19 protein-coding genes are annotated in these 19,411 nt (G+C 57.5%); 5 read left to right on the top strand and 14 right to left on the bottom strand.

Annotated features, from left to right (window positions below):
• Nucleotides 1-15 precede the first annotated feature (15 nt).
• Both AC0L6S_RS07370 and AC0L6S_RS07375 read right to left on the bottom strand, forming a co-directional pair.
• Nucleotides 16-528 (bottom strand): nuclear transport factor 2 family protein, encoded by a 513-nt coding sequence (locus tag AC0L6S_RS07370; RefSeq protein ID WP_473427782.1) that lies wholly within the window; start codon nt 526-528, stop codon nt 16-18.
• Between the two features lie 77 nt (nt 529-605).
• A complete protein-coding gene (locus AC0L6S_RS07375) occupies nt 606-1,385 on the bottom strand; it encodes an SDR family oxidoreductase (protein ID WP_473427783.1) in 780 nt (259 codons plus the stop codon).
• A 144-nt stretch (nt 1,386-1,529) separates the two neighbouring features.
• On the opposite strand from AC0L6S_RS07375, the gene AC0L6S_RS07380 reads away from it, so the two are divergent.
• Nucleotides 1,530-2,033: a pyridoxamine 5'-phosphate oxidase family protein gene (locus tag AC0L6S_RS07380; protein ID WP_473427784.1), complete on the top strand. Its 504-nt coding sequence runs from the start codon at nt 1,530-1,532 to the stop codon at nt 2,031-2,033.
• A 25-nt stretch (nt 2,034-2,058) separates the two neighbouring features.
• On the opposite strand, the gene AC0L6S_RS07385 is transcribed toward AC0L6S_RS07380, so the two are convergent.
• The 11 genes from AC0L6S_RS07385 to AC0L6S_RS07435 all read right to left on the bottom strand — a co-directional run bounded on the left by AC0L6S_RS07385 (nt 2,059) and on the right by AC0L6S_RS07435 (nt 12,996).
• Entirely contained in the window at nt 2,059-2,487 is a 429-nt protein-coding gene (locus tag AC0L6S_RS07385; protein WP_473427785.1) for a nuclear transport factor 2 family protein, read from the bottom strand.
• A gap of 183 nt (nt 2,488-2,670) precedes the next feature.
• Nucleotides 2,671-3,177 (bottom strand): pyridoxamine 5'-phosphate oxidase family protein, encoded by a 507-nt coding sequence (locus AC0L6S_RS07390; RefSeq protein WP_473427786.1) that lies wholly within the window; start codon nt 3,175-3,177, stop codon nt 2,671-2,673.
• A gap of 15 nt (nt 3,178-3,192) precedes the next feature.
• The gene (locus AC0L6S_RS07395; RefSeq protein ID WP_473427787.1) at nt 3,193-3,948 is read right to left on the bottom strand and encodes an SDR family NAD(P)-dependent oxidoreductase; all 756 of its coding nucleotides are present in this window, start codon (nt 3,946-3,948) and stop codon (nt 3,193-3,195) included.
• 49 nt (nt 3,949-3,997) lie between these two features.
• Nucleotides 3,998-4,774, bottom strand: a complete 777-nt coding sequence (locus AC0L6S_RS07400; protein WP_473427788.1) for an SDR family NAD(P)-dependent oxidoreductase — start codon at nt 4,772-4,774, stop codon at nt 3,998-4,000.
• A gap of 60 nt (nt 4,775-4,834) precedes the next feature.
• Complete coding sequence (locus AC0L6S_RS07405; RefSeq protein ID WP_473427789.1) at nt 4,835-6,220, bottom strand: aromatic ring-hydroxylating oxygenase subunit alpha; 1,386 nt, start codon at nt 6,218-6,220, stop codon at nt 4,835-4,837.
• A gap of 13 nt (nt 6,221-6,233) precedes the next feature.
• Nucleotides 6,234-7,376 (bottom strand): thiolase family protein, encoded by a 1,143-nt coding sequence (locus tag AC0L6S_RS07410; RefSeq protein WP_473427790.1) that lies wholly within the window; start codon nt 7,374-7,376, stop codon nt 6,234-6,236.
• A 17-nt stretch (nt 7,377-7,393) separates the two neighbouring features.
• Entirely contained in the window at nt 7,394-7,819 is a 426-nt protein-coding gene (locus AC0L6S_RS07415; RefSeq protein WP_473427791.1) for a Zn-ribbon domain-containing OB-fold protein, read from the bottom strand.
• A gap of 83 nt (nt 7,820-7,902) precedes the next feature.
• Nucleotides 7,903-9,375, bottom strand: a complete 1,473-nt coding sequence (locus AC0L6S_RS07420; RefSeq protein WP_473427792.1) for a 2-oxo acid dehydrogenase subunit E2 — start codon at nt 9,373-9,375, stop codon at nt 7,903-7,905.
• Nucleotides 9,372-10,385, bottom strand: a complete 1,014-nt coding sequence (locus AC0L6S_RS07425) for an alpha-ketoacid dehydrogenase subunit beta (protein WP_159169546.1) — start codon at nt 10,383-10,385, stop codon at nt 9,372-9,374. Before AC0L6S_RS07425 ends, AC0L6S_RS07420 begins: the two co-directional genes overlap by 4 nt.
• 82 nt (nt 10,386-10,467) lie before the next feature.
• Nucleotides 10,468-11,439: a thiamine pyrophosphate-dependent dehydrogenase E1 component subunit alpha gene (locus AC0L6S_RS07430; RefSeq protein WP_473427793.1), complete on the bottom strand. Its 972-nt coding sequence runs from the start codon at nt 11,437-11,439 to the stop codon at nt 10,468-10,470.
• 138 nt (nt 11,440-11,577) lie between these two features.
• The gene (locus AC0L6S_RS07435) at nt 11,578-12,996 is read right to left on the bottom strand and encodes a carotenoid oxygenase family protein (RefSeq protein WP_473427794.1); all 1,419 of its coding nucleotides are present in this window, start codon (nt 12,994-12,996) and stop codon (nt 11,578-11,580) included.
• A gap of 187 nt (nt 12,997-13,183) precedes the next feature.
• Here AC0L6S_RS07435 and AC0L6S_RS07440 point away from each other — a divergent pair, with 187 nt between their 5' ends.
• Together AC0L6S_RS07440 and AC0L6S_RS07445 are read left to right on the top strand one after the other, a co-directional pair.
• Complete coding sequence (locus AC0L6S_RS07440) at nt 13,184-13,618, top strand: YybH family protein (protein ID WP_473427795.1); 435 nt, start codon at nt 13,184-13,186, stop codon at nt 13,616-13,618.
• Between the two features lie 112 nt (nt 13,619-13,730).
• Nucleotides 13,731-15,482: an alkaline phosphatase D family protein gene (locus tag AC0L6S_RS07445; RefSeq protein ID WP_473427796.1), complete on the top strand. Its 1,752-nt coding sequence runs from the start codon at nt 13,731-13,733 to the stop codon at nt 15,480-15,482.
• Between the two features lie 38 nt (nt 15,483-15,520).
• On the opposite strand, the gene AC0L6S_RS07450 is transcribed toward AC0L6S_RS07445, so the two are convergent.
• Nucleotides 15,521-16,537: an NADP-dependent oxidoreductase gene (locus AC0L6S_RS07450; RefSeq protein ID WP_473427797.1), complete on the bottom strand. Its 1,017-nt coding sequence runs from the start codon at nt 16,535-16,537 to the stop codon at nt 15,521-15,523.
• A gap of 122 nt (nt 16,538-16,659) precedes the next feature.
• On the opposite strand from AC0L6S_RS07450, the gene AC0L6S_RS07455 reads away from it, so the two are divergent.
• Together AC0L6S_RS07455 and AC0L6S_RS07460 are read left to right on the top strand one after the other, a co-directional pair.
• Entirely contained in the window at nt 16,660-17,004 is a 345-nt protein-coding gene (locus AC0L6S_RS07455; RefSeq protein ID WP_473427798.1) for a putative quinol monooxygenase, read from the top strand.
• Nucleotides 17,005-17,054: 50 nt separating this feature from the next.
• Nucleotides 17,055-19,223: a molybdopterin-containing oxidoreductase family protein gene (locus AC0L6S_RS07460; RefSeq protein ID WP_473427799.1), complete on the top strand. Its 2,169-nt coding sequence runs from the start codon at nt 17,055-17,057 to the stop codon at nt 19,221-19,223.
• The last annotated feature ends 188 nt before the right edge of the window (nt 19,224-19,411 follow it).

Consider the following 19,411-nt stretch of genomic DNA (forward strand, 5'->3'; position numbering starts at 1 on the left):
CCTGCGGCTCTGGCGCTAGTTATTCGCCAGTGCCATCGCTCGCTCGGTAGCCGTCGCTAGCAGGCTTATATTGCCCTCAGACCAGTTCACCACCAGCTCCGATTTACAGATCTTCCAGCGGCCATCAATCTCACGGTAGCGGTTGGTATACTCACCAACCACCACCACAACTTCCTCTGGCGCAATCACCGGCATCTGCGGATTCGCGAAAATCACGTGGTCTGCACGCAGATAGGCACGACAGCAGATCTCACCTTCTGAAAAGAAAAAGCGGTGATTGGTGATTGTGTGGCGAGTGATATCAAAACCGTTGATCACGCCCTGCAGGTTTTTCATCCAATCATCTGCCCGCCTGGGCACTTCAGGGGCTCCGGTAGGCGCGCTGATAGCGCCGTAGTCGATCAGTATTTCATCGGCAAAGCAGGCGCGCACCAACGGCCAATTCTTGCTGTCCAGCCCCTCGGCGTAGTTATTGTAATTGTCGATCAGGGCCTGTCTGACAAGCGGGTCATTCACGGTAGTGGACATGTTTGCTCCTTATTCTGTGCAGCTTGTTGCGCTATCGATTTATTCTCTCAGGGTTAGTTTTTCGTGTAGGTCGGGCGCTACTTGGGGACTGTTTTTGGCACCACACCTTCGGTAATGGTAGTGGTGTTATCGACAACCATCGCTGCGCCGTTCACAGCGCTTGATTCGTCCGACGCCAGAAACAACACCATATTTGCGACATCAGAAGGTTCACCCACCCAGATATTCTCCATCGCTGCGGCGGCATCCGGATCATTCTCTCGCACGGTTGCGGCCACGCCCTCCAGCATCGGCGTGCGCATATTACCGGGGTGAATGGAGTTACAGCGAACGCCGTAACCATTCTGGGCACTGAGTACAGCGACCGATTTCGTCATACCGCGTATCGCGCTCTTGGATGCAGCGTATGAAAAAATCTGCGGACCACCCTGAATACTCGCAGTGGAACACATATTAATAATAGAGCCGCAACCGGCCGGTTTCATCACCCGCAGCGCATGCTTGCAGCCGAAGAACGTACCATCGGTGCCCACCGCATTTACCAGCCGCCACATCTCCTCGGTGGTCTCTTCGATACTGGCCAGTCGTACGATACCGGCGCTATTGAGTAGCACGTCGAGGCGGCCGTATTCCGCCACCACCTTGTCCACCAACGCAATCCAGCTTTCCTCGCGGCTGACATCCAGCAATTCAAAACGCGCGCCCGCTATACCCTTCGCGGCGGCTTCGCCCTGGGCCTGATTGATATCCGCAATGATGACGGAGGCTCCCTCCTCGGCCAGCCGCTGGGCCGACGCCAGCCCCAACCCCGACGCGCCACCGGTAATCAGGGCAACCTTATTCGCCACTCTTCCCATAAAAATGATTCTCCTGCGTTTGAAAGCGCAGACATACCGGGCAAAACCTGAGGCTGTCTGCTTGCATTAAATTATTAGCGTGTTACCTTACCACAAAACAGTCAGGACGTACTGTTTATTCCAATCTTGCTGGAGATGTACCGGATGAACACCGAGAAAGTAGAAAACTATGACGACGTCACGATGTATGGTCTGACGCCGGAGAAACAGGAAGCACTGCTGTTGGCACAGAATGAACTGACGTTTATCTGGACCACCAAAGACGGCCACGGTATGGGCGTCACTATGAGTTATATCTGGCGTAAGGGCCGCATCTGGTGTACTGCGACAGAGCAGCGCGCCCGTATGAAGGCACTCGCGCGAGACCCGCGCTGCGCCGTGGTGATATCCAGCGCCGGTGTCGATGCGGACATCAGCCAGTCCATCACGATCAAAGGCCGTGCCATCCTGCACAAGGATCAGGAAACACGCGATTGGTTCTACCCGGACTTCGCCCGCCATGCCAACAGCCCGGCGCCGACACCGGAAGCCTTCGTAGCGTTTCTCGACACACCCGCGCGCATCATTATCGAAGTGGTACCAGAGAAAACCATTACTTTCGATGGCGGCGTCATGCGCGACACCACCACCGAGGCACTGCAATCATAAGGGCTTAACCGCTCGCCCTTTTTACTCAGGCCGCGTCGATTTCCTTGAACGTGGCCATCCCTTCCTCAAATTCCCAGAATCCGCGCAGCGCGGTCAGCTTGCCCTGCTCGTTGCAACTATAGGTGAATACGCCGTTAACCTGTTGACTGTACTTTTTGCCGTCCATAGTCATCACCACATTCAGCGTCACGACATTCGCGCACTCCAGGTGGGCCGTATAGGTCTGGTGGATGATGTATTCGATATCCGAGTTGGCAATATTGCGATCATAGAAGGCCTCCCTGGCCTCCGGTGTCGAGTGGCCTTTACCTTCAGGGTCGAGCATGGTTGGGCCGATGGGGTCTTCGATAATGCCATCCTCAGCCCACATATCGAGCCAGCGTGCCTTGTCCTTGGTTTTCAGGCACTCCCGTGACCTGAGTGACATCTGGTAAGCAACATTATTTTCGTTCATGCGGTGTCCTCCACGCTACTGCACTATTGCAGATTCTCAGCAACTTGCGCGCGTAGCAGAAGTACGGTGTGCTAACTCCACCTCGCGCGTGAACGGGCAGTGTACACCAGTCTCAGCGCAGAGGAGCTTTGTGAGCGCCATGGCAGTGCCAGTGATCGACAGTGGGCTGGCAAGATATACCAGCTAGGCGGATTCGTGGCCAGGGACTTTACCGTCATAGGACGCCTGAGATATGGCGTCGCCGTCAAACTTGATGGTTTTCTCGGGGATCAGTTCGAGCACGACACGCAGCGGCGTGTCGAGATGCTTGATCGCCGCTTCCAGTGTTGGCGCAGGATACGGGCTGATAATGGCGCCCATCGCCGGGTAAAACCAATCCTTGGTCGCCTGATCGTCGTGGATAACAACCCGGCCCTTATAGGTTATCTGTTTGCCCGGCCCCATATCGGTCCCCATACTGGAGATCACCACCGAAGCGCGAGGGTCGCGGCGCAGGGCTTTGATACGCGCGCGCTGGCTGGTTGCTGTCAGCCAGATGGAGCCGTTGCGCGCGACATAGTTCATAATCACACCCAGGCCGTGGCCCTCTTTGTTGGTCCAGATAAAGTTGCACTCTATCTGCTTCTCCAGCAATTCCTTTTCGCGCTCATCGCTCAGCTGGTAAAGTGTGACATCTTCGTAACCTTGCATACTGTGTCTCCGTTATCAAAAATTCGGTAGTTGGCCATTCTGTTGGCCACCTGCCAGATCCAGTACCTGTCCGTTAATAAAACCCGAGCGTTGCCCGTCGGCGAGGAACAGCGCCGCTTCAGCCATATCATCCAGCGTGCCCATGCGCCCCGAGGGCGTCGCATTGAGATGAGCGCTGATCACCGACTCCATCGAAAAGAATGCATCAGTCATATCCGTCTGTATCAGACCGGCGGCGATGGAATTGAAACGCACCTTTGCCTCGCCGTATTCAATAGCGGCCACTTTCACCGCAAAATCGATACCCGCGCGCGCCGTGGAATAGGTCGCCAGGCCCGTCCCAGGAATACGCGCTGTTAACGACGAAATGGTTATCACCGAACCACCGTCTGGCATGGCCGCCGCGGCATAGCGAAAAAACAGCAGCGCGCCGATTACACTGATTTCCATCGTCGGGCGAATCGCATCGGCATTCAACTCGGCTATCAATCCTGGCGCATGGATACCGGCAGAGAACACCGCGATATCAACACGGCCATAGGTATCTGTGGCAATGCGAAACAGGTTTTCGATATCGCCGTCATGCGTAACATCACAGCTCACAGCAGTGCCATTCAGTTCAGACGCCAGCGCCTGCAAAGGCTCCATGCGACGCGCAGCGACCACCACATTGGCGCCCTCTGCCGCAAGCCGCCGCGCGATGGCGGTACCCAGATTAGCGGTGCCCGATGCACCCAGGATTACTGCCGTCTTGCCTGCCAGTGTTGCCATACGCTCTCAACCGTTCCAGTGTATTTTCAGAGTGTCCAGCCCAGTATCGCTACAGGTCAGACAGGACATGACCACCGTCCACCGTCACGGCCGATCCCGTCATCAGTGAACCCGCCTCGGACGCCAGCAACAACAGCGGCCCGTTCAGCTCGTCAAGGTTGCCGGTGCGGCGCTGCGGGATACGCTTGATCAAAGCCTGTCCATCCGCCGTCTTGAACCACTCGCCGTTCAGCTCCGTCTGGAAATAGCCGGGACACAGCGCGTTCACCCGGATCTTGTGCTGTGCCAGTTCCAGCGCTGCCGTTTTGGTAAACTGCACTACCGCCGCCTTGGACGCCGCGTAATTGGTCAGTGCCTTCTGCACCCGCTCCGCCAGGATGGAAGCGATGTTGACGATACTGCCCCCGGTGCCGGCCGCAATCATGCGCCGCGCGGTTTCGCGGGTGACATACGCCACACCGTTCAGGTTGGTGTCGATGACCTTGTTCCAGTCGTCGTCACTGAGATCGAGCAGGAGTTTGGGTACGGTGATACCAGCGTTGTTGATCACCACGGTGACAACGCCTAACTCGCGCTCCACCTCATCCAGTGCCTGTGCGATACTCGCGCTGCTGGTGACATCCATCGTAACGGCAATCGCTTCGCCGCCTGCGGCATTAATGCTGTCCGCTTCTTTCTGGATCAGGTCAGTGCGCCGCGCTGCCAACACCACTTTGGCACCGGCGCGCGACAGTACCGGGGCGAAGTGTTGGCCGAACCCGCTGGAGGCGCCGGTGACAAGCGCGACCTTGCCCTCAAGTAAAAACGGTTTACACAGATCGTTCATAAGTGATAGCTCCCTACTTTCCACACAGACTCACCGCACCGGGGTACGGTATAAACGCACTCAGGCACTCAAGTACTTGTCCAGTGTCTGGTGAAAGTGACGAATTCGAATTTCCTGATAGTTGGCCAGTACGACTTCGCCGGACTGCAGGTTGTGCAGACCCTTCTGCACCATCTTCAGATTACTGAAGTCCTGGTCAAACACCCTGCCGAGTCCGCCTTCCAACCCCTCGGCCTCAGAAAACAACTGGTCCTTGCCCAGCTTCTGTACCGGGCAATCAGCGGGACGTTCTACGCCCTCTGGATAGCGCATCAACACTATGATTTCCATCGTGCACATTTCCGGGTCATTGCCATAGGGCTTCATCCGGTAAGTGAGATTAGGGTGAAAACCCGCCCAGGGCGCAAAATTGGGAAACACGGAATACAGAATCGAATCCATTATTTCGCTCTGCGTGCAGAAACTGCCCAGATCCGTCTGATACTGCTCGGAATAGTGTTTGAAATAGTACTCCGCCAGCCACTGCCGCGCGCTCATGCCTTCCGGCACTTCCACTTTGGCGCCGTCGGTCAGCCATGCACCGTGCTCCAGCCAATCATTCACTGTCTTGTCCGGTTCAATGTTTTCAAGGTGAGGACTGACCACCCCCATTGGGGAAATCGTGCGGCTGATATTGTCTCCCCAGCAATCGTACTGGGAATTGGAGTCACCGAGGTAAGGCAGGATCTGCGGATGCGTCTGCACCGTATGGTAGGACTCGATAAACGCTTCCCATGCCACTTTCCAGTTGCATTCAATCACCTTTTCAACGTGCATAACCTTGAAGGTGTTCTCCGGCTTCCAGCGCGTGAAGTGCTCCGGCAGGATGCCCAGATAGCTTTGCAGCGACTCGGCCTGCATGTCCATATTGATAAAGACCCAGCCACCCCAGGTATCCACCTGCACCTGCGGCAGGGAGAACGTCTCCTTGTCGATATGCGGGAAATCCCATTCGCAGGGCGCGCCCTGGAACTCGCCGTCCAGACTCCAGCGGAAACCGTGAAACGGACATTTGAATTCCCGCGCGGTGCCGCAATCCTTGCGCAACTGCCTGCCCCGGTGCAGGCAGGCATTGTAATAGCCCTTGATCTCGCCCGCCTCGGTGCGCGTCAGCACAATGGAGTACTTGGCGATGTCGTAGACAAAATAGCTGCCGACCTCTGCCAGTTCGGACTCACGGCAGGTAACCAGCCAGGTACGGTTCCACAATCTATCTTCTTCGAGCTTTTGAAACTCTGGACTGAAGTAGCGATCGACAGACAGGTTCTCGGACCCCAGATAGGTATTCGTATTTTCACGCAGCGAGTCCGGTACCGGTACCGTCTCCTTGTCGAGCATCTGCTGATAGGACTCGCCAGCGGAGCGCGCAGACAGCTGTTCTCTGGTGAGCGTCTTTGGATTGTTCATCGCGATTCTCCCGCTATTTCTGCAGTATGGTGACGGCACTGATGCCCGGTGCACCGTAGACATGGGTATAAGCCAACTTCGGGTCACCGGGCACCTGATGCTCTCCGGCCTGGCCGCGCAGTTGCAGCACGTTTTCATACACCTGACGCAAACCGGACGCACCGATCGGCTCGCCATTGGCCAGACACCCGCCGTCTGTATTTACCGGCATGGCGCCATCGATATGCGTGGCACCAGCCTGAATCAGTGCCTCCTGCTCGCCGTGTTCACAGAAACCGTTCTCTGCCATATGCATGATCTCGGCACCCACCTCGGTGTCCTGCAGCTGCAGCAAGTCCATGTCATCGGGGCCCACACCGGCCATTTCAAAGGCGGCCTTGGCCGCGTCCACAGTCGGCCCGTCAACCTGCTGTAGTGCCTGACTCGGTGCGAACACTTCGAAAGAGCCAAAGCGTCTCGACTTCATTGTCGCGGCCTTCAGGTACACCGGCGTATTGGTATAGCGTTTGGCGTGGTCAGCACGGCACAGTATCAACGACACACCACCCTCGGAGGGCGAGCAGAACATGAATTTGGTCAGCGGGTTATTCACCATCATGGAGTTGGCGATCTCCTCCACGCCTATCGGCTCCCGGCGCCAAGCGTTGGGGTTTTTGGAGCCATTGATAAAGGCTTTCTCTGACACCTTTGCCAGGGTATCAGTACTGATGTTGTAGTCGTGCATGTACTTCTGGATTTTCATCGCGAAAAACTGCGTCGTCATCATCATGCCCGCCTCGCCATACCACTGGCCGATGCCCAGTTCCTTCGGGTCCGCGTTGAATGCGCCGCGATCGTGTTTGTCAAAACCTGCGACCATGCCGATATCGTACTGCCCGGACTTGATCGCGTTGAATGCGGAGATCAGCGAACTGCCGCCGGTCGCACAGCCATTGGCCACGTTGATAAACGGTATACCGGTGAGCCCCAGTTCATTGACCAGCGCATCCGCGCTGCCGGCACTGGCACTGCCGCCAAACGCGAATTGGATATCGCGCCATTCAATACCGGCATCCTGCAGAGCCAGGCGCGCCGCGTAGGCTCCCTGCTGCAGACCACTGCGTGCAGGTGTGCGACCGAAAGGGTGAATTCCAATGCCGACTATTGCTACATCCATTGCTGTCTCTCTCTTAATCAGGCGACGGGTTGGAAGAAGAAGTTGATCACTTCATCGCCATTGTCTTCAGTGCGGTAGGGCGCAAACACCACCTCCATTTCCATACCGATGTGCAGTATCTCGGGGTCGCTTTCGGTGAGCCGCCCCTCTACCCGCACGCCGCCGGGCAGTTCCACATACCCGACACCGTAGGGTTTGAACGTCTCGGGTGTCTCGTTGCTGCGATACGGTGGCTTGGGCATAAACTGCTGGATAGTCCAGGTCCACAGCGTGCCGCGACGTGGCAGTTCCTCCACCACCACGTCCTGGCCAGAGCAGGCCATACAGGACTCCGCAACGGGAAAGCTGGCAATGCCGCAGTTTTTACATCGGCTGGCCAGCAACGCGGGATTGGCGGCAGGCCAGGTGAACAGGCCTTCGGCGATTGGTACTTGATTAGTCATAGCATTCTCTCAACAGGTTGCAGCAGTACAGCGCGATATTCACGTTTGCGCAGCCGCTCGTTCTCGCTGCTACTCTCGCAAATTTATAGCAACATTGACGCCGGATTTTCCAAAAAGCCCTTCAACGACTTCAGGAAACGCGCCGCGACCGCACCGTCTATCGCGCGGTGATCGGCGGACAGGGACACTCGCATCACAGTGGCGGCAACAATACTGTCGCCGCGCACCACCGGTTTTTTCACCCCCGCAGCCACCGCGAGAATGGCCGCCTGCGGCAAATTTATGATCGCGTCGAACTGATCCACGCCATACATTCCGAGATTCGAAATACTGAAAGTGCCACCGCTGAATTCATCGACGCTAAGCGTGCCCGATTGCGCACGCGCGGCAAGATCGCGCGATTCCTCGGCGATCTGCGGCAGGCTCATTACGCCGACATTGCGAATCACCGGCGTAATCAGGCCGCCCTTCACCGCCACCGCCATCGAAATATCCGCCTGATCGAACTGTCGAATACAGTCCGGTGCGTACTGCACATTGACTTCCGGCACTTGTTCCAGTGCGCTGGCGCAGGCTTTGATGACGAAATCGTTCACTGAGATCTTGTGCCCCAGTGTGTCGTTCATATAGGCGCGCTGTTGCAACAGGCTGTCGATATCGATATCCACACTGACGCGGTAGTGGGGGATACTCTGCTTGGATTCAGACAAGCGTGCGGCGATGGTTTTCCGCATGCCGCTCAGTTTTTCTTCGCGGTAGTAGGCCATGCCCGTCGCATTGACGGCAGCCTTTTCCACATCCTCTTTGCTCACTCGACCGCGACGGCCGGTGGCCGTCACATCGTTGAGATTGATATTGAGGCGCCGCGCCAATCGTCGTGCTACCGGTGTCGAGGGCACATGTGAATCATCTGCGCTGGAGCGCTGTGGCTCACTGGATGACACTGCCCCGGGGGCCGCCTTGGCCAGCACCCTGATACCGGCGGCCTGTTCAACATCGTGTTTGGAGACACGACCGTTGCGGCCCGTGGGCGTGACATTGTGCAAATTGATACTGTGCGCTCTGGCAATGCGACGCGCCACCGTGGACGCATTCACGTCACTGTCATCCGGGCCTTCGGACAAGGCACTGGATATAACTGAGGCAGGGGCTGCAGCGGGTGCTGCAACCGCAGCGGGCTGATCCTGTGCCTCAGCGCCCGGCGCGGTCGGTTTGTTGGCAACGCCCGTATTCGCCCCCTGGGCCAGTGCGGAACCGGACGCATCTGGCACAAAATCCGCAATGAATGCATCGATAGCAGCATCATCTGTCTCGCCGGTGGCCAATACCCCCATCAGCATGCCGACCTGCAACGTCTGACCAACTTCGCCGACGATTCGCACGAGTGTACCGGCCACCGGGCTCTCGGCGGCATTGACGATTTTTGACGTTTCGATATCAACCAGTTCATCACCCACGGCAATCTTGTCGCCAACAGCGACGCGCCACTCGGTGATTTCGCCCTCTTCCATCGACATTCCCCACTTGGGCACAGTGAGGGCGTGCAGTGTACTCATCGTGTATACCCCAATACGTCGCGCACGGCCTGTTCGATATCGCTTTCCTGTGGCATCCACGCATCCTCCAGCGCAGGTGCAAAAGGAATTGGCGAATGCGCGGCGGTGACTTTGCGGATCGGAGCGCGCAGTGCACCAAACGCTTTCTCTGCGACAATGCTGGAGATGTCCGCTGCAATACCACAGCGCGGTGTCATCTCATCGACGATTACCAGCCTACCGGTGGTCTCAACGCTTTCGATAATGGCTTCTTCATCCAGCGGCGAGGTGGTGCGCGGGTCTATCACATCACAGCTGATACCCTCGGCGGCCAGGCGGTCGGCAACGGCAACCGCTTTGTTTACTGTGTTGGAAATACCCACGATGGTGACATCGCTACCCTCGCGCAGGAAGTTGGCCTCGCCGAACGGAATGGTGTATATCTCGTCGGGCACTTCACAGCTGGTTTCATAGAGGAATTTGTCCTCGACAAAGATCACGCAATCATTATCGCGTATTGCGGTAATCAACAGGCCTTTGGCATCGTAGGCATTGGTGGGACAGACAACCTTCAGCCCCGGCACCATCGTCACCATCTGCGTCAGGTTCTGTGAGTGCTGCGCACCGCCGCGCAGACCGGCACCGGCCATCGTGCGAACCACCATAGGGCACTGTGCCTTGCCGCCGAACATATAGCGGAATTTGGCCGCCTGATTGTAGATTTGATCGAAACACACGCCGAGAAAATCCATAAACATCAATTCGGCAACCGGACGCAGGCCAGTCTGTGCTGCACCTGCGGCTGCACCCATAATGGCCGACTCGGTGATGGGGGTATCGATCACACGGCTTTCACCAAACTCGGGAAACAAGCCTTTGGTCACCCCCATCACGCCGCCGTAGGCATCGCGATCACCGTCGCAACCGGCACCGCCGGCGACATCTTCACCGATCACTATTACCGTACTGTCGCGCCGCATTTCCTGCGCCATGGCCTCGTTGATAGCCTGTCTGTATGTCTTGATTGGCATTACTTATTCTCTCCGGGTGCTGTCTGTTATCATGCGTGTTCTGCGCCGTCGTATTGCTCTGGCATAGTGCCGTGTCAGTGCCTCAGTAGGCGGAGCTGTAGACATCGGTCAACAGTTCCGAGACATCCGGGCCGGGTGCCGCCAGCGCAGCCTTGGCAGACTCATCGATATACGCAGCCACCTCTTTGTCGATTTTGGTTAACTGTGCTTTTGTGGCGAGTTTCTTCTTGATTGCGTTGGCACTGGCAATCGTCAGGCAATCCATTTCCTTCATCAGGCGCTTGACCTCGTCCTTGCCGCGATACGCCTGTGCATCACCCTCGAAATGTCCGCGAAAGCGCGTAATGCTGGCCTCGATCGCAATCGGTCCCTTGCCGCTGCGACAGTGCTTGACGGCTTTTTTACAGGTGTCATACACCGCAAAGACATCGGCGCCATCGACTTTCAGTGCGGGCATGCCGAAGGCCGCTGCACGGCTGGCGATATCCTTGGAGCCTACCGCATAGCCCGCCGCAGTGCCCTCGCCGTAGCCGTTGTTTTCAAACAGGAAGATAGCCGGCAGTTGCAACACCACCGCCAGGTTCATTGCCTCAAACGTAGTACCCTGATTAGAGCCGCCATCGCCGGTGAACGACACACCAACGCGATCAGTGCCCAGTGTTTTGGCCGACAGCGCAGCGCCGACGATCAATGGCGGCCCGCCACCGACGATGGCATTGGCGCCCAGCATCCCTTTCTCTACAGCCGCAATATGCATGGAACCGCCTTTACCGGCACAACTTCCGCCCTGCTTCGCCATGATCTCTTTCATCATGTCACCGACATCACCGCCCTTGGCAATACAGTGGCCATGACCGCGGTGTGTACTGACGATGTAGTCGTCGTCATCGAGATTCATGCACATGCCGGTGGCGATGGCCTCTTGCCCCGCGTACAGGTGAAGAAAGCCCGGGATATTGCCCTTGCCAAACTCATCGCTCACACGGTACTCAAAATCGCGTATGGTTCGCATGGTGCGATAGGCCTGCAGAAATTGCTTTTTATCCAACGACATTGATTGCTCCTGAAACCTGACGGATAGGGGGCGAGGTCGCCCTGCCGACAGTGTGTTTATAGTCTGTATTGTTAGCTGTCCAGTTCACGCTTTCCCGGCACTGACGGGCTTTGCCTTGTCGTGTTGCCCACAAGCACACTAAAGAGTCAGCCCCTGCATCCAGTTCGCGTGAAACCCATTGGGCACACGCGCGGGGATATGCACTTTGGCGACCGGACCGCTGTCGATATCGCCGGCGCCCAGGATTGACAGGAATGCGCCCTCGCCCGGGTTAAACACAAAACACATCACCCAGCCATCCTCCTCGAGTTCACTGTCGGGGTTGGCCACATACACCGGTTCCCCCGCATTCGCCTCGGCGCCGAACTCCCACAGTTTGGTTTCACCGGTTTCAAAATCGTACCGGCCTGTGCAGTTATAGCCGTGCGCATCGCCCCACTCGCGATTGGACGAGGCCGCGAACCCGTAGCGATAGTCCTTGCCCATACGACGCTCATCCACGCGGGAAAACTCACAGAACACATCGCTGAACTCTTCATCTGTGACTTTGCCGCTGGCCAGATTCAGCGTCATTCGGTGCATGCGACGCGGCTGTTTCTCTGCGCCGCTGCCCTGCGCCTGGGCAAAGGGAATGGAGTTGATCCAGACGTAGTCGATGACGATTTCCCTGCCACCCGCCGAGCCGCGCTCAAAGCCGTTGCAAAAATGCCAACTGAAAAAGGGATCGGTTTCAAATACCCGTTGCTCGCCCTGTCCATCGCGAGGGATAACAATAATTTTGGTGCCCAGTTCGGGTTCCCACATGAACGGATCTTCGCCCTTCATCGCCTTTTCCAGACTGTGGAAGGCCGGTGCGTAAAAAATGATCACGTAGTTTTCGGTGATCTGCAGATCGTGAATGATGCCCTTGCGCTCGAAGGTCACCGGAATGGTACGCAGGTGTTTTGCGTTGGCATCGAATATCTGTACCCAGTAATTGGGGCTGTCCCAGCGCTGTGTGCAGGAGATTAACTGGCCGGTATCAGGGCAGATTTTGGGGTGGGCTGTCAGCGCATCGCCAGGCTGTAGCGCACCGTCGTAGTCATACAGACCCACTGTGCTGAGATCGTTGTTCAGCAGGTGCGGAAAGCCTCCCTCCCACATCGCCAGCAGTTTGCCTCCGTGGTAGAGCACATTGGTGTTGGCGGTGTTGCGCACCGGGTTGGGTTCGCCGCCTGCGTCGATGACTTCCTGTGGCACCGGCACTATCTTACCGACGCTGCCGTAGATCATACGGTCGAACTTGCGCTCTGTTTTCAGGTGCGCGGTTTCCACCCAGCGATTCTTGTACTCGACATGCCCATCCTTGAAATACACCGCGTGCACCATACCGTCGCCGTCCAGCGGGTAGACATAGTAGTTCGGTTGATAGGCGACATTGGCACCATCGCGCATAAATGCGCCACGCAGGCCGCGCGGTACCTCACCCTCGACCCTCAACTCATCCTCGCCAAAATCGCGCTCTTCAGACACAGGCGCATAATTGCCCTGCAGGTAGGGAAAGGCACTTAAATCCATCAGTTCACCTCGCGTGTATTATCCGTATAGTCGTACTGGGAGATTTGATAGGCGATAGTACCAGCTCGCCTTATTAAAAAACAGTCTCGTCTGTTTCTTTTTGACCAAGCCAGCGCTACAGTAGTCTCGAGGCAAACTCCCCCACGACTAAAAAGCCCACAAACCGGCCGTAGACAGGATGACCATAATGACGACACATGACGACGATCTCGCGCTTCGAAACCTTATGGCCCGCTATATTGACGCGGTTAACCGCAATGACGCGGATGCCTGGATAGCGACATGGGACGAGGATGGCGTATGGAACCTGATGGGCGAACCCGTCAGCGGCCGGACCAATGTGCTGAACATGTGGCAGCAGATGATGGGAAATTTCGAATTCGCGGTGATGATGCCCAGCTCCTGCCTGTTCACGGTAGACGGCGATGCCGCCAGCGGCCACTGGTATCTGCACGAATACCTGCGCGATCAGCAGGGTACCGGCATTACCATACTAAGCCGCTATCTCGACACCTACACGAGACAGGATGGGCAATGGCTGTACCAGTCGCGTGTCTATAACATTATCTATAACGGCCCGGCAGATTTGAGTGGCGAATATACACCGCTGCCTCAGGGCTGAGGTTTTTCCGCTGGAGGCCATTGCCTATTGCCCCTGCGCACTGAATTGGGTGTAACATGCACGTCTTATAACAACCCTAACATTGCCTCCCGGTAAAAACAGGAATCCGCATATGACCAAGCCACCCGATTTTAAACGCCGCACTATCGTCAAGGCCCTGGCGGCCAGCTCACTCATCCCGCTGCTGGGCAGCAACCTTATCGGCTGCTCCAACAGTTCGAACAATTCCAACAACGATGGCGGCAGTGGCAACGTCGACAGTATCCCAGCCGACTTCAACCACGGCGTTGCCTCCGGTGACCCCCTGACAGACCGGGTAATTCTCTGGAGCCGCGTAACACCCACCGAAGACGGCGAGGTAGCGGTCACCTGGCAGATCGCTACAGATGCAGGCTTTGCCGACATCGTGGCCGAGGGAGAGGGAATCACCACTGCAGACGTCGACTACACCGTCAAGGTGGACGCCGAAGGCCTGCAAGCGGGCACGGCCTACTACTACCGCTTTATGGCCGGGGACAACACCTCGCCCACCGGTAAAACCCGCACCCTCCCTTCCGGTGCAGTGGCAGCTGCGTCGTTTGCGGTGGTGTCGTGTGCCAACTACCCCGCCGGGTTCTTCAATGTCTACGGCGAACTGGCCAAGCAGGATCTGGACGCCGTGTTGCATCTGGGCGACTACCTCTATGAATACTCTGCTACCGGCTACGCCAGCGATCGCGCCGAGGAATTCGGCCGGGTGGTGGAACCGGCCAATGAGATAATCTCGCTAAGCGATTACCGCACCCGCTACGCACAGTACCGCGGTGATATGGACCTGCAAGCAGCACATGCCGCCCACCCCTTTATCGTGGTGTGGGACGATCACGAAGTGGCAAATGACAGCTGGGAAAACGGTGCGCAAAATCACAATCCGGCAACTGAGGGCACCTATGCCGAACGCCGCATGGCCGCCATCCAGGCCTGGTATGAATGGTTGCCGGTGCGCCCACCCGCCACCATGGACGACATTATCTACCGGCGCTTCCAGTACGGCGATCTGCTCGACCTGCTGATGCTGGACACACGCCATGTAGGCCGCGATGAGCAGCTGCAGTATAGTGATTTCGCCACCGGCGGCATCATCGATGTCGACAGTGCACGCGCCGCAGCCACAGACAGTAATCGCTCGATCCTGGGCGGCGACCAGCTCAGCTGGCTACGCGGGCAGTTGACCGATAGCACGGCGCGCTGGCAGGTTCTGGGCCAACAGGTATTGATGAGCCGCTACAACATCCCTTCGCCCATGCTGGAGGCACTGGACCCCGGCATTTCTCCAGTGCTGGATCTGGGCAAAGGTACCGCTGCCTTGCTGGCCGCCGTCGATGCCAAAGGTAAAGCGCCGGAAGATCGCACCGAGGAGGAACAGGCCCTGCTGGACAGCGCCATCCCCTACAACCTTGATGCCTGGGATGGCTATAGTGCAGAGCGCGATGAAATACTGGAATTCGCCCAACAAATGGGCTCCCGGCTCATTACGCTGGCCGGGGATACCCACAATGCCTGGACGTCACAGCTGCGAACCAGCGATGGCAAAATCGCCGGTGTGGAGTTCGGCTGCACCAGCGTAAGTTCGCCGGGATTTGACGGCCCAGATCTGCTCGGCCCTGCCAATGCGGGGCTGTTCGGTCCACTGGTCACCGGCCTGATCGACGATCTGGTGTACGCCAATCTGGCGGGGCGGGGTTATCTGCACCTGACGTTCAGCGCTGACGATGTCACCGCCACGCACCGCTTTATCACGACAGTGGATTCAAAGGATTACGCTGTGAATGAGGCCGCGACCAAGTCTTTCGTGGTGAACCGCGCCGATCTGCTGTTGAGTTGATGCTGTAAACGCACTGCCGGCGCTATCCCGGCAGTGTGTTAGTCCTCTGGCAGGCGCATCACCAGTTTGCCCTGGTTGGAGCCGTCGAACAGGCGCAGGAAAGTCGGCAGGATATTGTCCAGCCCATCCACCACTTCCTCGCGATATTTGAGCTTTCCTGCTATCACCCACTCGGCCAACTGCCCTATACCCTCGCCGAAGCGATCGAGGTAATCCAACACAGTAAACCCCTGCACGGTAACGCTCTCGGCCACCAGTTGCCACAGGTTGGTCGGGCCCGGTGCATTGGACACATTGTACGTGGATATCCAGCCGCACACGGCAACCCGGGCAAACTTGTTCAGGCACAACAGCGTAGCGTCGAGTATGTCGCCACCTACATTGTCGAAATACACATCGACACCCTCGGGGCAGGCCGCGCGAATGGCGCTTTCATAGTCACCACAGGTTTTGTAGTTGATCACCGCATCAAAACCGAGTTCGTCCTGCAGCCAGCGACATTTATTGTCACTGCCAGCCATACCGACGACGCGGCAACCCTGCATTTTCGCGATCTGCCCCACGACAGAACCGACAGCACCGGCCGCCGCACTCACCAGCACCGTCTCTCCGGCCTTCGGTCTGCCCACTTCCAGCAGGCCGAAATACGCGGTGAGCCCGGTGGGCCCGAGCACCCCGAGAAACAAGCTCAGCGGCATACCAGCGCTGTCATCGAGCTTGTTCAGGGTAGCGCCCTGCACCGTGGTGTACTGCTCCCAACCGCCCATCGTCATCGCGACATCGCCGGGTGCATAATCGGGACTGTTGCTCTTCACCACACGGCCGATAACGGAACTGCGCACCGCATCGCCGATGGCGATGGGTTCGATATAGTTCGGGTCATCCCCCATCCAGCCACGTATTGCCGGGTCCAGTGAGATATACAGGTTGCGCAGCACCACTTCGCCGGGCGCGGGCTCGGGCACAGGGACATCCCGCGCCGGGACGTTACCGTCGTTGGGTTCCCCGCGGGGGCGAGAGGCCAGATAGTACTGGCGATTTATCAGTGTCGTCATGCGCGCACGATAGCGGCTTGCAAAAAATCAGTCAACCCTGATTGTTTTAATATCCCTACTCTGCTACCTTTTCGGGACTCCCCGCTGACAACATTTCAGCGCCCGAACCGCAGGATAATAATATGACCGTACTCATCGCCGGCACCCTGAACTTCCCTGGTGGCAACCGCGAACAGGCCTTGGCAGACACCGCCAGCCTCGTCGAACAAACCCGCGCCCAACAAGGCTGCCTGCACTATGTGTGGTCGGCCGACCCGACCTCCAAAACACGGTGTTACGTGTTCGAGAAGTGGGCCAGCGTTGAAGACCTGGCCGCACATCTGGCCGGCACATTTTACCAGGCGATGCTGGGCAAGCTGGTGGAATACGGGATCGAGGATGTTGAAGTATCCAAATACAAAGTTGCGCTGGAGGAGCCGGTGTACGACCCCGAGGGCAGACCGCGGGCGGACTTTTTCACCGAATAAACGCCAGCTCCCGGAACACCGCCCACAGACAGGCAGAGGAAAAGAATTTGATGGCCGCTAAAACTGTAAAAACCTATTGTCGCTTCTGTCACGCCTATTGCCCGATGGAGGCAACAGTGGAAGACAACCGGCTGATCGCGCTGGTACCGGACTCTAGCAACGAAATCTACGGTGGCTACACCTGCATCAAGGGGCGGCAATTAATTGAGCAGATCAACCACCCGACGCGCTTGCAGCACTCCCAAAAGAAACAGACAGACGGTTCTTTTACGGCTATCAGCACAGAAGCGGCCATGGATGAGATCGCCGAAAAATTACAGGCTATTCTCGACAAATACGGCCCGCGCAGTATCGCCAGCTATAACGGCACCTACTCCTATCAGAACTCTGCCGCCCACGATGTCGCACGCGCGTTCCACAGCTCCATAGGGTCACCCTCCTACTACACCAGTGTCACCATCGACCAGCCAGCCAAGGTCGCGATCGGGCCTACACGCATGGGCTGGTGGAATGGCGGCAGCCACATGTGGAACGATTCCGATGTCGCTATGATCATCGGCAACAACACCCTGGTATCGCACTATTCGATTCCCGGCGGCATTCCGTCCTTCAGCCCACACAACGCATTGCGTGAAGGGAGGCAGCGCGGCGTGAAAGTGATCTGCATAGACCCGCGTGTCACCGAAGTGGCCAGCCGCTCCGATCTACACTTGCAGGTCAACCCCGGCCACGACGCGGCGGTAGTCGCCGCCATTATTGCCGTGATCCTCACAGAAGGCCTGCACGACAAGGCGTTTTGCGACGAGCACATTGCGGGGCTGGATGCGCTGGCAACGCAGACACTGCGCTTCACCCCAGAAGCGGTTGGCGCGGCTGCCGGCATTCCGGCAGAGCAGATCATCGCTGCAGCGAGAATGTTTGCAAACGCGAAACGCGGCACCGCCGTAACCGGTACCGGCCCGGAGATGGGCCCCCACCCCAACCTGCTGCAACACCTGGTGCAGGCACTGAATGCCATTTGCGGGCGGCATTACCGCGAGGGCGAACGCCTGCCTAACCCCGGCGTTTTAACTCCGGCCGGACCGCGCGCCGCGCAGGCCACCGGCCCGCAACTGCAGTGGCTTACAGAGGGTGTGAAAAGCCGCGTGTCAGAGGATATCTGTGAAACTGTGGTGCTCTCACCCTACGGACCGCTGAAGGAAATGCCCACCGCTGTAATCGCCGATGAAATGTTGCTGGAGGGCGAGGGCCAGATCAAGGCCTTGATCTGTGTCGGCGGCAACCCATTACTGGCGTGGCCGGATCAGGAGAAAACACACCGCGCGCTGGCCGGACTCGAGCTTCTGGTGTCCATCGATTTGAGGATGTCGGCCACCGCCCAGATGGCCGATTACATCCTCGCCCCCAAGCTGTGCCTGGAGCGCGAGGACGTCACACTACTTACCGACATCTGGCACGACAAACCTTATAGCCAGTACACCAAAACCGTGGTGGAAGCTGAGGGCGACAAGATCGAGGAGTGGGAGTTTTTCTGGGCGATGGGCAAGCGCATGGGGCTGGAACTGAACCTCGCACACGGTCCTATCGATATGCAGAACAAGCCGGAAAAATTCGATTTGCTGGAGAACATCACCCGCGGTTCGCGCGTACCACTGAAAGACATTTACGACACCGAAGGCGGCAAGGTGTTCGATGTCCCCGACGTCATTCTGGGGCCGCCCGACCCCGAAACGCAGGGCCGGTTGCAACTGAATCCACCCGGTGTGGATGCAGAGTTTGCCGCTGCCTACGCAGACCTGCAAAGCGCAGCGGATGCCGATTACCCGTTGCGCCTGATCAGCCGCCGCATGAAAAACACTTACAACTCTACCGGTCCGGAGCTTAGCCTGTTGAAACGCAAGGGCACTAACAACCCGGCGTTTATGCACCCAGAGGAACTCTCGGCAAGGAACATCGCCGACGGTGAGATCGTCGAGGTGCATTCGCGCCACGGCGCGATTCCGGCCATTGCCACTGCCGCGGAGGATATCAAGCCGGGCGTGATTTCGATGTCGCACTGTTGGGGTGGTTCCCCTGACCCGGCTGCGCAGTCTGATGAGAAAGTTCGAGAGATTGGCAGTAACACAAATCGACTGATCGACAACAGGGACAGTGCCGAAAGGTATTCGGGTATGGCGCGGCAGAGCAGCATACATGTGGCAGTTAGGAAATTGTCCTGATGGGGATAACATCTGTTTTAGTCGTGACATCGGCGTTTGAGCCGCGAGGTCGCACTGGGACACGCCGTAAACCCTTAACCATAACGAAGAACTGGCTCTCCATGGAGGCCCGGGGTAGGTTTGCCCATAACCCGGCGGCAGGCTCTCCTGCCTCGCACGGTCCCAGTGAACCCTGGTGGCTGAAAAGC

The organism is Halioglobus sp. D3-4, assembly GCF_055809315.1.

Excerpts from the sequence above, each read along its gene's own strand:
- AC0L6S_RS07455 (WP_473427798.1), top strand. The coding sequence starts at position 16,660 with ATGACCGTACTCATCGCCGGCACCCTGAACTTCCCTGGTGGCAACCGC.
- AC0L6S_RS07390 (WP_473427786.1), bottom strand. The coding sequence starts at position 3,177 with ATGCAAGGTTACGAAGATGTCACACTTTACCAGCTGAGCGATGAGCGC.
- AC0L6S_RS07430 (WP_473427793.1), bottom strand. The coding sequence starts at position 11,439 with ATGTCGTTGGATAAAAAGCAATTTCTGCAGGCCTATCGCACCATGCGA.
- AC0L6S_RS07450 (WP_473427797.1), bottom strand. The coding sequence starts at position 16,537 with ATGACGACACTGATAAATCGCCAGTACTATCTGGCCTCTCGCCCCCGC.
- AC0L6S_RS07425 (WP_159169546.1), bottom strand. The coding sequence starts at position 10,385 with ATGCCAATCAAGACATACAGACAGGCTATCAACGAGGCCATGGCGCAG.
- AC0L6S_RS07380 (WP_473427784.1), top strand. The coding sequence starts at position 1,530 with ATGAACACCGAGAAAGTAGAAAACTATGACGACGTCACGATGTATGGT.
- AC0L6S_RS07370 (WP_473427782.1), bottom strand. The coding sequence starts at position 528 with ATGTCCACTACCGTGAATGACCCGCTTGTCAGACAGGCCCTGATCGAC.
- AC0L6S_RS07375 (WP_473427783.1), bottom strand. The coding sequence starts at position 1,385 with ATGGGAAGAGTGGCGAATAAGGTTGCCCTGATTACCGGTGGCGCGTCG.
- AC0L6S_RS07420 (WP_473427792.1), bottom strand. The coding sequence starts at position 9,375 with ATGAGTACACTGCACGCCCTCACTGTGCCCAAGTGGGGAATGTCGATG.
- AC0L6S_RS07415 (WP_473427791.1), bottom strand. The coding sequence starts at position 7,819 with ATGACTAATCAAGTACCAATCGCCGAAGGCCTGTTCACCTGGCCTGCC.
- AC0L6S_RS07435 (WP_473427794.1), bottom strand. The coding sequence starts at position 12,996 with ATGGATTTAAGTGCCTTTCCCTACCTGCAGGGCAATTATGCGCCTGTG.
- AC0L6S_RS07460 (WP_473427799.1), top strand. The coding sequence starts at position 17,055 with ATGGCCGCTAAAACTGTAAAAACCTATTGTCGCTTCTGTCACGCCTAT.
- AC0L6S_RS07445 (WP_473427796.1), top strand. The coding sequence starts at position 13,731 with ATGACCAAGCCACCCGATTTTAAACGCCGCACTATCGTCAAGGCCCTG.
- AC0L6S_RS07385 (WP_473427785.1), bottom strand. The coding sequence starts at position 2,487 with ATGAACGAAAATAATGTTGCTTACCAGATGTCACTCAGGTCACGGGAG.
- AC0L6S_RS07440 (WP_473427795.1), top strand. The coding sequence starts at position 13,184 with ATGACGACACATGACGACGATCTCGCGCTTCGAAACCTTATGGCCCGC.
- AC0L6S_RS07410 (WP_473427790.1), bottom strand. The coding sequence starts at position 7,376 with ATGGATGTAGCAATAGTCGGCATTGGAATTCACCCTTTCGGTCGCACA.
- AC0L6S_RS07405 (WP_473427789.1), bottom strand. The coding sequence starts at position 6,220 with ATGAACAATCCAAAGACGCTCACCAGAGAACAGCTGTCTGCGCGCTCC.
- AC0L6S_RS07395 (WP_473427787.1), bottom strand. The coding sequence starts at position 3,948 with ATGGCAACACTGGCAGGCAAGACGGCAGTAATCCTGGGTGCATCGGGC.
- AC0L6S_RS07400 (WP_473427788.1), bottom strand. The coding sequence starts at position 4,774 with ATGAACGATCTGTGTAAACCGTTTTTACTTGAGGGCAAGGTCGCGCTT.